Genomic DNA, 12,694 nt, shown 5'->3' on the forward strand with positions numbered 1-12,694 from the left:
GGAATGCGGCACCACGCGAGCGATACCGCCGCGCCGCTCGACGCGGCGGTCCCCGCCGTCCTCCTCCGCGTCGACCGCAACCCCTTCCACCACGGCACCCTCGGCGCCGCCCGCTCCCTGGGCCGCGCGGGCATCCCCGTGCACGCCGTCACCGAGGGCCCGCGCGGCCCCCTCGCACGCTCCAGGTACGTCGTACGGACGTGGCGTCAGCCCCCGCAGGAGACCGGCCCCGACGGCATCGCCGCGGTCCTCGCCGAGGTCGTACGGGACCTCCCCGGCCGGGCCGTACTCGTCCCGCTCGACGACCACAGCGCCGTCGCCGTCGACCACCTCCCGGCCGCGCTCGCCGCGCGCCTCCTCCTTCCCGCCCAGCCCCACGGCCTCGCCGCCCGCGTCGCCGACAAGGCCCGCCTCGCCGAGGTCTGCGCCGCCGCGGGGATCGCCCACCCCGAGACCGCGCACCCCGCGAGCCCCGCCGAGGCCGCCGACGCGGTCCGCGCGCTCGGCGCCCCCGTCATCGCCAAGTGGAGCCGCCCCTGGCTCCTGCCCGCGGCGAGCGGCCTGCGCTCCACGACCCTCCTGCACACCCCCGCCGACGCCGCGGCCCTCCACGCCCGTACCGCCGAGGCCGGCAGCCCCCTCCTCATCCAGCGCCTCCTCCCGTACGCCCCGGGCCGCGACTGGTTCTGCCACGCCTACGCCGACCGGACCGGGCACCTCGCCGCGGGCGGCACGGGCCGCAAGCTGCGCGCCTGGCCGCCCGGGGCCGGGCTGACCGCCGTAGGACGCTGGGAACACGACCCGCGCATCGACGACTGCGCCCGCCGACTCGTCGCGACGCTCGGCTACCGCGGTGTACTCGACCTCGACTTCCGCTACGACGCCACCGGCACGACCCCGTACCTCCTCGACTTCAACCCCCGCGCGGGCGCCCAGTTCCGCCTCTTCACCGACCACGGCGGCCTCGACGTCGTCCGCGCCCTGCACCTCGACCTGACGGGCCGTCCCCTCCCCGCCCGCGCCCCTGCCCCCGGCCGCCGCTTCACGGTCGGCACGTACGCGCTGCTGTCGGCGGTGCGCGGGGAGCGCGGGGAGCGGGGGGAGCGGGGGGAGCGGGGGGAGCGCGGGGGGCGTGCGGAGGCGGGCGGCGGTACGGGTACGGGCGGCGGTGCGGGTGCGGGCGGCGGTGCGGGTGCGGGCGGGAGCCGCGCCGCGCGCGAAGGCGCCTGGTGGGCCGCCGACGACCCGCTGCCCGCCGCGGCGATGACGGTCGCGTGGAGCGCCCACCTCGTGGCCCGCGCCGCGCGCCACCTCACCTCCCGTGCGCGGCCCGCCCCCGTACCCGTACCGCCCGTCCCCGTACCCGCACCGCCCGTGCCCGTGGCGACGCCCCCGTCCACCCCTCCCGTACCGCCCACGGCGGCCGGTGACGACCAGCAGAAAGCGAGCAGCACCGCATGTACGACCTCGTAGTGGTGGGGGCGGGCCCCTACGGCCTGTCGATCGCCTCGCACGCCGCCGCCGCCGGACTCCACCTGCGTGTCTTCGGCCGCCCGATGGCCTCCTGGCGCGACCACATGGCCCCCGGCATGTTCCTCAAGTCCGAGCCCTGGGCCTCGCACCTCTCCGACCCCGCCGGGCGCTTCGGCCTCGACACGTACTGCGCGGGCGAGGGCATCGACGCACGGCACGGCACCCCCCTGCCGGTGCCGGTCTTCGCCGCGTACGGCCTGTGGTTCGCGCGCCATGCCGTCCCGTGCGGCGTCGACGAACGCCTGATCAGCCGCGTGCGGCCGCTGCCGGGCGGCGGATTCAGGCTCACGACCGAGGACGGCGAGGTCCTGCTCAGCCGTACCGTCGCGCTCGCCGTCGGGGTCATGCCCTTCACGGACCTGCCGCCCGTGCTCGCCCCGCTGCGTGCCGAAGGACTCGTGACGCACAGCAGCGACCACGACGACCTGAGCCGCTTCGCAGGCGGCGACGTGACGGTGGTCGGCGGCGGGCAGGCGGCCCTGGAGACGGCCGCGCTCCTCGCCGAACAGGGCACCCGCGCGCGCGTCCTCGTCCGCGCCCCCGGCCTGTGCTGGAACACCCTGCCGCCGCCGTGGAAGCGCCCCTGGTGGCAGGCGGCGCGCGCCCCGCACAGCGGCCTCGGCAGCGGCTGGCGGAACTGGTTCTACGCGGAACTGCCCGGCATCTACCGCCAGTTGCCCGCCGACTACCGCACCCGCGTGGCGCGTGCCGCGCTCGGCCCCGCGGGCGCCTGGTGGGTGCGTGAGCGCGTGACGCGCGGCGTCGACGTCCTCCTCGGCCGCGAGGTCCGCCACGCGACGCCCGCCGGCCGGGGACTGCGCCTCGCGGTCTCGGCGGGACCCGCCGCGCCGGGGGAGACCCTGCACACCGATCATGTGATCGCGGCGACGGGCTTCACCCCGGCGGCGACCCGGCTGACCGTACTCGACCCCGAGACGCGCGGGCAGCTGCGCACGGCGGCGCTGGACGGGTCCCCCGAGGTCGACGCGGGCTTCGAATCCTCGCTCCCCGGACTCTTCATGGCGGGCCTGCTCACGGCCGCCTCGTACGGGCCGTCGATGCGCTTCGTCCTGGGCGCGGACTACACGGCAGCGCGCCTCGTCCGCGGCGTCCGCACCCGCCTGCGCACCACCCCGGCACCCGTCGCGCCCGGCGCGCTCCCGCACCCGGTGGGCGAACGGCCGCAGTTCGAGCGCCGCTGAGACGGGGGCCTGCGGGGTGGGTGAGGGTTCACCCACTCCGCACGGGGGGGGAGATGAGTTGCGGGGGTGGTGGGGGGGAGTTGAGGGGGGGGGAGTTGAGGGGCCGGGGTGGGCGGAGGGGGGAGTTGAGGGGGGAGTTGAGGGGGGTCGGGTCGAGCTGAGTGGGGGCGATTTGGGTGGGGTCGGGGCGAGTTGAGTGGGGGCGAGTGGAGGCGTTTTGAGGGGAGGCGGGTCGAGCTGAGAGGGGCCGAGTGGGGTCGAGTCGCACCGAGTTATCCACAGACACGCCGTGATGCGGCGTGCGGTGGCCGTTTTTTGGGGCGTCGGCTCACCGGAAAGAGTGAGACGGTGTGCGGCTTTCCCGGAGTTCTCCACAGATGTGGGGGAGGGGGTGGAGGGAGGGGGCGATGTGCGGAAGACTTGTATACGGGGTGCCCCCCTGGGAGGGCGGGGGCTGTCTCGGGGCAGTCATGTTTGCGTGGGTGGGGCGGCGAGGCGCGGGGCGTTGGGGCGGCGGGGTGCCGAGGTGCGGGGCGGGCCGGGGTGCCGGGTGCCGGGCGCCGGGGTGTCGGCGGGCCGGGCGCCGGGCGGGCCGGGGTGTCGGCGGGCCGGGCGCCGGGGTGCCGGAGGGCTAGGGGTGCAGAGGTGCCGCGTGCCAGGGCACCCGCGTGCCAGGGTTCCCGCGTGCCAGGCGACCCGCGTGCCAGGGCCTGAGGCGACCCGCGTGCCAGGGCACCCGCGTGCCAGGGCACCCGCGTGCCAGGACTCCCGCGTGCCAGGACTCCCGCGTGCCAGGGCGCTGAGGCCACCCGCGCGCCAGGGCCTGAGGCCCCCCGCATGCCATGCCCCCCGCATGCCACGCCCCCCGCATGCAGAGCCACCGCCTCCCCGGTCCCGATTGGCCTCCCCTCCCCCTCATCCACCCCCCGGGCTGACCCCCTCCACCACGACCCCGAACAACCGCTCCGCCTGTGCCTCCGGGTCCCCGTGATGCTCCGTCGCCAGTGCGATCCCGACGCCCAGCGTCACCAGATCGTGCACCGTGACCCCGGTCGCCACCGCCCCGTCCCGCTGGGCGCGGCGCAGCAGCGGGGCGCAGGCGGCCTCCAGCGTCGCCGCGCAGCCGCCGGGGGTGTCGCTCGGCGGCTCGTACGTGAGCGTGTCGGCGAAGCCGCGCGCGCTCACCGCGTACGCGATCAGCTCGTGCAGCCACGTGAGCAGCGCCGCACGGCTGTCCTCGGCCTCCGCCAGCGTCCGCGCCCGTCCGTGGAGCGCCTCGATCCGCTCCCGGAAGACCGCCTCCAGGAGCGCCCGGCGGTTCGGGAAGTGGCGGCGCACGGTCGCCGAACCGACCCCTGCCGTACGGGCGATGTGTTCGAGCGAGGCCTCGGCGCCGCGCGCGGCGACCTCCGCCTCGGCGACAGCGAGGATGCGGGCGTGGTTGCGCCGTGCGTCAGCGCGCTGACCGGTCATGACGTCTCGCCTTTGCTAAGTGGTGGGCCCCGCCGTATCGTACCGGAACAGGAAACGGCGGGGCCCGCCGTTTAACGCTCCCTGCCGCCCTGCGCTGCCGTCCGCGCTGCCTGCCACTCGCCCACCACCCCTCCCGAACGAACCCGTCCCCCCTCCCGAACGAACCCGCCACCCCCTCCCGAACGAAGGTGCCCCATGCCCACCCAGCTCCCCAGCCCCGCCTCCGCCGCCTCCGTCCCCGTCCTCGTCACCGGCGCCACCGGCCGCCAGGGCGGAGCGACCGCCCGCGCTCTCCTCGCCGCGGGGATACCCGTCCGCGCGCTGGTACGGGACCCGCGCACCGAGCGCGCCCGCGCGGTCGCCGCGCTCGGGGCCGCACTCGTCACCGGCGACCTCACGGACCCCGCCACGCTCGGCCCCGCCGTCGCCGGGGTCCGTGCCGTCTTCTCCGTGCAGATGCCGCCGATGAGCGGGGCGGGCGTCGACTTCGACGGCGAACTGGCCCAGGCGACGCACCTGATCGAGGCCGCCCGTGCCGCGCACGTACCGCAGTTCATCCAGTCATCGACGAGCGGCGTCGGGACCCACACCGAGATCCCCGGCTGGGCCGAGGGTCGCTGGGCCGCGATGGAGGGCTACTACGCGACGAAGGCGGCCATCATCGAGAAGGTCCGCGCGGCCGGCTTCCCCCGCTGGACGATCGTCAAGCCCGCCTTCTTCATGGACAACCTGAAGGCGCTCCTCCCCCGCGGTCCCGAGGGCGGCTTCGCCACCGTCCTGCGCCCCGACACCCTCCTCGCGCTCATCGACCCCGAGGACATCGGCACCGCGGCCACCCGTGCCGTCCAGCACCCCGACCGCTTCCACACCGTCGCACTCGACCTCGCGGGCGACCGCCTCACCATGACGCGGATCGCCGAGACGCTCTCCGCCCTGTGGAACACCCCGGTCACCGCCCCCGCGATGACCATCGAGGAAGCCCTCGCCGCCGGGATGCCCGCCTGGGGCGCCGGCCACGTCATGAACAACGCCGCCACCCAGCCCGCCCACCCCGAGGCCGCCCACGCCCTCGACATCCCCACCACCCCCTTCACGACCTGGGCCCGCACCCACTTCACCTTCTGACGCGGGCCCCGGGCGACTACGGCGGCCCCGACCCCAGCAGCCAGAACGCCCCGTACCCCGCGGCGACCCCCGCCGCCGCGCCGACCACGAGCCATGCGGCCCAGCGGCGGCGGAGGCGGGACAGGGCGAGGGCGATCGGGAGGAGGAGGGGGAAGGCGGGAAGGAGGAGACGGGGCTTGGAGCCGAAGAAGCCCGAGGTGCACAGAGCGAGGAGGAGGACCACGCCCGTGTAGAGGACGAGCGGGAGCGGCTGGCCCTGGCGGATGCCCCGCACGTAGAGCCAGATCAGGGCCGCCACGCCGACGATCAGGCCCACGCCGCCCGCGAAGCCGGGGCCGCTCAGCAGGTCGCCGAGGAAACGGGCGAAGGCCAGGCCGCCGTCGAAGCCGTTGCCCCAGTCGCCCTGCACGTCGAGATACCCGAAGACCCCGTGGCCGGAACTGAGCCCCGACCACAGCACGTACCCCGCCGCCCCCAGCGGCGCGAGCACACACCCCGCCACCACGCGCCACGAGAAGCGCCGACCCGCCCAGGCCGCCCCCCACACCGCGAGCGCCACCGCGAGACCGACCGGCCTGGTGAGGCCCGCAGCCGCCGCGAACAGGCCCGCCGCAAGCCAGCGTTCGCGCAGCAGCGACCACAGCGACCAGGCCGCGAGCGCCGTGAAGAGCGACTCGCTGTACGCCATCGACTGCACGACGGAGACCGGCAGCACCGCCCACAGCGCCACCGCGAAGAGCGCCGCGCGCTCCCCGTACAGCCGTCCGGCGATCCGGTGGATCGCCCACGCCGCCGCGAGCGAGGCGAGCGCGCTCACCCCGAGCCCCACGTCCTGCGGGGCGAGACCCGTGAGCCACTGACCGGCCTTTTCCAGCCACGGCAGGAGCGGGAAGAAGGCCCGGTCCGAGAGGACGCGCCCGTCGGGCGCCGTCAGCGTGAAGTCGTAGCCGTGCTCGACGACCCGCACGTACCACAGCGAGTCCCACCGCTCGGCGAGCACCTCGTGCGCGCTGCGCCCCTCGACGCCCGCCCACACCGCGAGCGTCACGAGGCACAGCACGCGCACTCCGGCGAAGAGCAGCAGCGAGCGGCCGATCAGGCCACGGGTGCGGTGTCCCGCCGCCGTCGCGCCCGCGGTCCGTTCGCTCGTGAGCACCGGGCCCCTCACCTCGCTCGATTCGCCGACAGACCCGGGCGGGATTCACCCGTCCGGGCCACGTCGGGCGACCTTACCCGCGAGCGGGCGCCGCTCTGCGCCGGTAGAGGACCGCACCCCCGACGAGCAGCGACGCCGAAGCCCCTGCGGCGCCGAGCAGCCCCGCATCCGCTCCGGTCTCGGCGAGCCGCGCCCGCGGCGGCATGACGTGCTCGGTCCCGCCCCCGCCGTCCCCCTCGTCCGTCGTCGGCGGTACGTGGGGCCGCGCGGGCGGTACGGGGCGGGGCGGGCGCGGTGCCGGGTGCTCCGGGGCCGGGGTCCCATCGCCGCAGCCGTCGCCGAAGGCCGGGTTGAGCAGCGCCACGACGTCCACCGTGTTCCCGCACAGGTTCAGCGGCACGTCGAGCGGCACCTGCGCCGCGTTCCCCGAGAGCAGCCCGGGGGACCCCGTCGCCTCGCCGCGCGCCACCGACGACGTGCCGCCCGCGGGGGCCGCGTGCCGCCCGCGCGGGGCCACGTCCTGTCCGCGCCCGGCCACGTCCTGCCCGCCCGCCGCGTGCCCGGCGCGTTCCCGCCCGGTCCGTTCCCGCCCGGCGCGTTCCCGTCCGCCGCGGTCGCGCGCCGCCGCTTCGGACACGGGACCGGGGGCCGCGTGCCGCCCGGGCTTCGCGCGCTCGGGCCCCGCCTCCTCGTGGTGCCGCGGCGCGTCCTCCCCGTACCGCGGCACGGGCCCGGCCGAGGCGTCCGTGTCCTCGGAGCCGCAACCGTCGCCGAAGACCGGGTTGCCGATACCGGCCACGTCGACGCTGTCGCCGCAGACGTGCACGGGGGCGTCCACCCGGGCCTGCGCGCTGTTCCCGGAGAGGATGCCGGGCGAGCCCGCCGCCGCGGACTCGGCCGCGAGGGCGGGGCCGCCGTTCAGGGAGAGGATGCCGGAGGCCGCGGCGGCCGTCACGAGCACCCCCTTGCCGAGGGTGTGGCGCATGGCGAGGTTCTTCCCGGCTCGGAGCGGAAACCGGCCCCGGGAGGCGCGCTCCCGGGGCCGGTGGACCCCGGCCCGTTCAGCGGGCCGGGGGTGAAGCGGGATCAGATGTTGGCGCAGCCGTTGCCGAAGGCCGGGTTGAGCAGGCCGATGACGTTGATCGAGTTGCCGCAGACGTTCAGCGGCACGTGGATCGGGAGCTGCACGACGTTGCCGGAGAGGACGCCGGGCGAACCGACGGCGGCACCCTCCGCACCCGAGTCGGCGAAGGCGGGAGCGGCGGCACCGAGCGCGAGGACGGCCCCGGCGAAGACGGCGGCGGTCTTCTTGAGCATGTCGTTCCTTTCGGAAGGGGGGAGGAGAGGGAGAGCACGCCGGATGGGGCCCGGCGTGCTCTGTGAACGAAAGCGAGGAGCGGGAGGAAACCCCCGCTGCTGGAAGGCCGCGCAACTTCACCCGAACGGAGAGACGCCGATAAAAGAACAAAAACCCCGCCGACGGCGGGGAAGGTGACGCTCTGTTATTTCGCAAAGAGGTTCGTGTATTCCGTGCGGGAAATGGCTGGGCGGAATTCGGGGCCCGGCCCCTCTTCGGAGCCCGGCTGCGTGCCGCCCGGCTCCCCGCGACGGCGCCCGCCGCTCCGTCCCGCTCCGACGGCGCCCCACCCCTCCGTCCCCGGGTGGGACGGCGCGGGCGGGGCGCGCGGCGGCGGGGAGGCGGTCAGCCGTTGGCGGCGCCGTTGCCCGAGAGGACCGGGATGTCGTCCAGGATGTGCGAGAGCGGCTCGTCGCCCTTGGCCTGGGTGCTGTTCTCGGTGCACTGCTGGTTCTGCGGCGAGGACAGGACGTTGATGTCCTGGACCGCGACCGGGATGAGGCCGACGACCGAACCGACGTTGCCCTTGACGGGGAGGCCGATGCAGGGCTTGTTGAGCGAGCCCTGGACCAGGCTGAGCTGCGGGCTCTGGTCGCCGAAGGTGGCCTGGTTGCCGAAGGCCTGCTGGGCGCCGTTGCCGGAGACCGACGTGGTGCCGCCGTCGTCGGCGAGGGCGAGGGCCTGCGGGGCGCCGAGGCCGACGACACCCGCGGTCAGGGCGGCCGCGGCCGCGAACTTCTTGATCATGTCCAACCTTTCGATGCCCCCGCACGCTGTCCCCGGGACGTTCGGGGCGGCCCCGGGAAGGGCGGGCGGCGGCGGGCGATACGGAGCGTGCGCGTACGCAGCGACTCACCGTGCGGAACGCGGCGACCGGCTGCTTCCTGGCAAACTGCCCTGCCGCCCATCGGTTTCGCCCCCTCGCTCCCGTTCACCCGTTCAGCGTGCTCGGGGCCCCGGATTCGTACGGCTTCGCATGAATTTCTGAGAAGAACCGGCGTGGTGGGAACGATTTCTTCCGCGAAGCGCTGTTTATCATCTCAACTGCCTTGATGTGGCCCGCGTTCTCCGCCCGCCGAATTCACGGCAGTTCCCGTTTCTGTTCACCGCCCAGGGAGGAATCCGTGATGGCTACGCGCACCGCCGTGGAGAGAAAGGGGGCCGGGGGCAGAGCCGGTACCGCCGCGAAGACCCCCAAGGTCGCCCGCCCCGCCAGGCCCGCGAAGAGCGCGAAACCCGCCGGAGCCGCCAAGTCCGCCGGAGCCGCCAAGCCCGCCGGAGCCGCCGATTCCGCCGAGCCCGCCAAGCCTGCCGAACCCGCCAAGCCCGCCGGGTCTGCGAAGAAGCCTGCCAAATCTGCCGAATCTGCCAAAGCGGCCCCCTCCGCCCAGGCAGCCAGGACTGCCAAGCCCGCCAGGACTGCCAAGCCCGCCAGGACTGCCAAGCCCGCCAGGACTGCCAGGACTGCCAAGCCCGCCAAGGCTGCCAAGCCCGCCAGGACTGCCAAGGCTGCCAAGCCCGCCAGGACTGCCAAGGCTGCCAAGCCCGCCTCACCCCTCGCCACCGCCGCCGGGGCATCGACCCCCGCCCGCACCCCCCGCCGCTCCCGCTCCCGCGCCTGGACCTCCCGCGAACTGCGCCTCGTCGACCGGCTCGCCGAGGTGCACGCCGAACTCGACGCGGCCCAGCGCGAGCGCGCCGGGCTCATCGCCTACGTCCTGCGGCTGCACGCCGGGAGCGTCGGCGCCCCCGGCCCCGACGGCTGGTCCCCCGTCCACGTGGACACGGCGGCCGGGCGGCTCACCTGGCGGGTCGCGCCCGAGGACGCCGATCTCTTCCAGGAACAGGAGGCCGCCGTCCGGGCGCGCGGCCGCACGCGGACGCTGCCGGTCGGCACGGCAGGCGACCGCGAGCGCTCCGTCGAGACCCTGACCCGCCTCTCCTTCCTCCACCTCCACCGCCGCCCCAACCGCCCCACGCGCAACAGTCGCGGCGGCTGACCCCGTGCGAAGCCCGTACGGGTGTTTCGCCCGGTGACAGCGGTGTGATGAATCCCTGCGCCATTGGAGTGAACGCCCGCATCCCGGGCCCGGCACGCCAGTTGACCAGCGTGCTCCGGGACGGGGCTCGTACTCGAAAGGATCACTCATGATCAAGAAGGTCATGTCGGTCGCGGCCGTCGCCGCCTCGGTCGTCGGCGCGACCGCCGCTGTCGCGGCTCCCGCGATGGCGATCGGCGACGACGGTGGCACGACCTCGCTCTCCGGCAACGGCGCGCAGCAGGCGTACGGCAACCAGGCCACGTACGGCAACATGAGCCCGCAGCTGGCGCTCATCCAGGGTTCGCTCAACAAGCCCTGTGTCGGCCTGCCCGCCAAGGTCAACGCCGGTTCGATCGTCGGCCTCGTGCCGATCGCGGTCCAGGACCTCAACGTCCTGTCCTCGCCGCAGAACCAGCAGTGCACCGAGAACAGCACCCAGGCCAAGGGTGACGAGCCGCTCTCGCACATCCTGGACGACATCCCGGTCCTGTCCGGCAACGGCGCCGGCAACAGCTGAGCACCCGCACGCCGCCGGTGCGGTGTACCGAGGGCCGCCTTCCCCGCCAGGGACGGCGGCCCTCGCCGTGTACGGGCTCAGCGCGGCCAGGGGCTGCGGCGGGCGAGCGCGGCCCACTCCGGGTCGGGCTCGCCCGGCACCGTACGGCCCTCGGTGGTCCAGCGCTCCCACAGCCGGGCGAAGACGGGTTCGTACGAGGGGTCGGGGCCGGCCCGGTCCGGGGCGGGGGCCGCGGCCCGCTGGTCGGGGGGAGGCTCCGGGGCCGGGCCTGGAGCCGGGTCCCCGGTCGGGGCGGTGCCGCGCGGGGGCGGCGGGGAATAGGGGGTGGCGGGCTGTTCGGAGGACTGGCGGCTGACGGGGATGAAGCCCTGTCGCTTCCAGCCGCCGCCTCTGGGTTCAGGTTCCGTCATGCTTCCTCATCGTCGCCGGACGTGCCCCGTGCTCAGGCCGTCACACCCCAGGGTCCCCCGTTCACCGCACGGTGTGGGGGCGAATGAGGGATTCGCGCGCGTTGCGCCCCCTCGTGCGCTCCCCCTTACGCGCACACGCCCACCCCCCGGTCCGCGGCGACTCGTACACCTGCCCGCAGGGGGAGCGGGTCTCAGCCGCGCCCCAGCTGGTCTCAGCCGCGCCCCAGCTCCCGCAGGGCCGCGTCGAAGGCGCTGTCGCGGTCGTGCGCGAACTCCTCCTCGGTGAAAACGGGGGTCGCGCGCTCGGGCGGGATGCCGGTGACGTCGAAGCTTCTGCCCGCGCGGTTCAGGAACTCCTCGTTCGGCAGCGTGAACGCGAGGCCGTTCGGCAGTGTGCGTTCCATGACGTCCGAGAAGACGCCCTGCGTCGCCTCGCCGATCCGCACCGTCCGCGCGGGCCGCTCGATGAGGGCCTGCGTCGCCGTCTCGCCCGCGCTGAACGTCGATCCGCCGGTCAGCACGGCGACCGGGCCCGTGAAGCGGGGCACCCCGGCGGCCGGAGTGACGGGGACGGGCTGTGGCCGTGTGGCGCGGGTGCGCTTGCGGTAGGCGGTGTACGGGGTGTTGGTGAGCCGCCCGGCGAGCCGCAGGCCCAGCGCGTCCGCACCGCCCCCGTTGACCCGCAGGTCGAGGACGAGGCCGCGCAGCCGCCGCGTTCGCTCCTTCGTGAACACGCCGTCGAGCGCCGCGTCGAGCGCGCGCAGTTGCCCCGGGTACGAGCGGTCGGCGGCGTCGTACCCGCCGAAGCCCGAGATCCGCAGGTAACCGAGGTCACCGGGCAGGTCCGCGTAGCCGATCCGGCCGTTCGCGTACGGGGTGAGCGGGGTGCCGCGCAGATCACGCCGCTCGACCAGCTCCCGTACGCGCGCGTCGAGAGCGGGCCCGGGCACGACCGTCCCCGGGCGGACCCACGCGGTGGGCTGTCCGTCGCCCCGTTCGAGGCTGATGTGCGCGTCGCGCAGCGGGCGGACCATCTCGCCGAGGAGCGCGAAGAGCGCGTCGGGGGTCATGTCCGCGTGCACGCGCGGTCGGTAACGGTCCCTGACCGCCTGCCAGTCCATCCCGTGCTGGGCGAAGAAGGGATAGTTCTCGGCGAAGGTCTGCCAGAAGATGTCGAAACTGACCAAGGCGTCCGTGCTGCCCGCCCCGTCCGCGCACGTGGCGGGCAGGTGCGTGAGGCGGCGCAGGCGCTTGTCCCCCGCCGAGCCCCAGTCGTGCAGCGTGCCCGTACGGCCCGTGAGACGCACCGTGGAGGTCGGGTGCGCGTCGTCGTCCTCGACCTCGTACACGCCGGGCCGTCCCGTCGCCCGTGCCGTGGGGCCGGGCAGACAGCTCAGCGCGGTGGTCTCGTACGAGCGCAGCGTGGCGCCGCGCAGGGCGAGGACGGTGCCGTAGCCCTCGACCGCGTAGACGCCGGAGCGGGGCGGGCTCGCCTGCGCCGCCGTGGCACTCGCCGCCGCCGCGCTCGCGCCGAGGCTCGCGAGGGCGAGCAGGACGGCGGTGGCGCTCCTGGCCCGTACCCGCCGCCGCCCGCGCGCCGCTTCCCGCTGTTCCCGCGGCCCCTGCCGTTCCCGCGGCCCCTGCCGTTCCCGCGGCCCCTGCCGTTCCCGCGGCCCCTGCCGTTCCCGCATGTCGCTCCCTCCGTGGGCCCGTGCCCGGCCGGAGCGGCCGCGGCCTCCGGGCCTTCGCGCTCCGACGATCCCCCGCCCGCGCCGGGACCGGCTATCCGGCGGGCCCCACCCAGCACGTGGGGACAGCCCTACGCCAGCCCCTCGCCAGCTGCTCGCCAGCCCCGAGGCGGCCCCGAGGCGGCCCCGCG

General features: G+C 75.5%; 12 protein-coding genes. 5 read left to right on the forward strand and 7 right to left on the reverse strand.

Features of this window, described 5'->3' with window-relative positions:
• Window positions 1-3 precede the first annotated feature (3 nt).
• The gene (locus ACQYWQ_RS17135; protein WP_431035626.1) at window positions 4-1,473 is read left to right on the forward strand and encodes an ATP-grasp domain-containing protein; all 1,470 of its coding nucleotides are present in this window, start codon (window positions 4-6) and stop codon (window positions 1,471-1,473) included.
• Complete coding sequence (locus ACQYWQ_RS17140) at window positions 1,458-2,735, forward strand: FAD-dependent oxidoreductase (protein WP_431035628.1); 1,278 nt, start codon at window positions 1,458-1,460, stop codon at window positions 2,733-2,735. Before ACQYWQ_RS17135 ends, ACQYWQ_RS17140 begins: the two co-directional genes overlap by 16 nt.
• Window positions 2,736-3,650: 915 nt before the next feature.
• Here the strand turns inward: ACQYWQ_RS17140 and ACQYWQ_RS17145 are convergent.
• Complete coding sequence (locus ACQYWQ_RS17145) at window positions 3,651-4,208, reverse strand: TetR/AcrR family transcriptional regulator (protein ID WP_431035629.1); 558 nt, start codon at window positions 4,206-4,208, stop codon at window positions 3,651-3,653.
• Between the two features lie 195 nt (window positions 4,209-4,403).
• Between ACQYWQ_RS17145 and ACQYWQ_RS17150 the strand changes: the two genes are divergently transcribed.
• Entirely contained in the window at window positions 4,404-5,333 is a 930-nt protein-coding gene (locus tag ACQYWQ_RS17150) for an SDR family oxidoreductase (RefSeq protein ID WP_431035631.1), read from the forward strand.
• Window positions 5,334-5,349: 16 nt separating this feature from the next.
• On the opposite strand, the gene ACQYWQ_RS17155 is transcribed toward ACQYWQ_RS17150, so the two are convergent.
• The 4 genes from ACQYWQ_RS17155 to ACQYWQ_RS17170 form a co-directional block, all read right to left on the reverse strand.
• Window positions 5,350-6,489, reverse strand: coding sequence for a glycosyltransferase family 39 protein (locus tag ACQYWQ_RS17155; protein ID WP_431035632.1), 1,140 nt, complete (start codon window positions 6,487-6,489; stop codon window positions 5,350-5,352).
• Between the two features lie 73 nt (window positions 6,490-6,562).
• A complete protein-coding gene (locus ACQYWQ_RS17160) occupies window positions 6,563-7,474 on the reverse strand; it encodes a chaplin (RefSeq protein ID WP_431035633.1) in 912 nt (303 codons plus the stop codon).
• Between the two features lie 101 nt (window positions 7,475-7,575).
• Window positions 7,576-7,806 carry a chaplin gene (locus tag ACQYWQ_RS17165; protein ID WP_431035635.1) on the reverse strand — a complete coding sequence of 77 codons (231 nt, stop codon included), beginning with the start codon at window positions 7,804-7,806 and terminating at the stop codon, window positions 7,576-7,578.
• Window positions 7,807-8,191: 385 nt separating this feature from the next.
• Complete coding sequence (locus tag ACQYWQ_RS17170; protein ID WP_431035637.1) at window positions 8,192-8,593, reverse strand: rodlin; 402 nt, start codon at window positions 8,591-8,593, stop codon at window positions 8,192-8,194.
• 380 nt (window positions 8,594-8,973) lie between these two features.
• Between ACQYWQ_RS17170 and ACQYWQ_RS17175 the strand changes: the two genes are divergently transcribed.
• Both ACQYWQ_RS17175 and ACQYWQ_RS17180 read left to right on the forward strand, forming a co-directional pair.
• Complete coding sequence (locus tag ACQYWQ_RS17175; protein ID WP_431035638.1) at window positions 8,974-9,846, forward strand: hypothetical protein; 873 nt, start codon at window positions 8,974-8,976, stop codon at window positions 9,844-9,846.
• Between the two features lie 148 nt (window positions 9,847-9,994).
• Window positions 9,995-10,405 carry a rodlin gene (locus ACQYWQ_RS17180; protein WP_431035640.1) on the forward strand — a complete coding sequence of 137 codons (411 nt, stop codon included), beginning with the start codon at window positions 9,995-9,997 and terminating at the stop codon, window positions 10,403-10,405.
• A gap of 77 nt (window positions 10,406-10,482) precedes the next feature.
• Here the strand turns inward: ACQYWQ_RS17180 and ACQYWQ_RS17185 are convergent, their stop codons facing one another.
• Window positions 10,483-10,815, reverse strand: a complete 333-nt coding sequence (locus ACQYWQ_RS17185; protein WP_431035641.1) for a hypothetical protein — start codon at window positions 10,813-10,815, stop codon at window positions 10,483-10,485.
• A gap of 212 nt (window positions 10,816-11,027) precedes the next feature.
• On the reverse strand, window positions 11,028-12,506 hold the full coding sequence (locus ACQYWQ_RS17190) for a S41 family peptidase (RefSeq protein WP_431035643.1): 1,479 nt from the start codon (window positions 12,504-12,506) through the stop codon (window positions 11,028-11,030).
• Window positions 12,507-12,694: the final 188 nt, after the last annotated feature.

This window comes from Streptomyces sp. P6-2-1 (assembly GCF_050613165.1).
GTDB lineage: Bacteria > Actinomycetota > Actinomycetes > Streptomycetales > Streptomycetaceae > Streptomyces.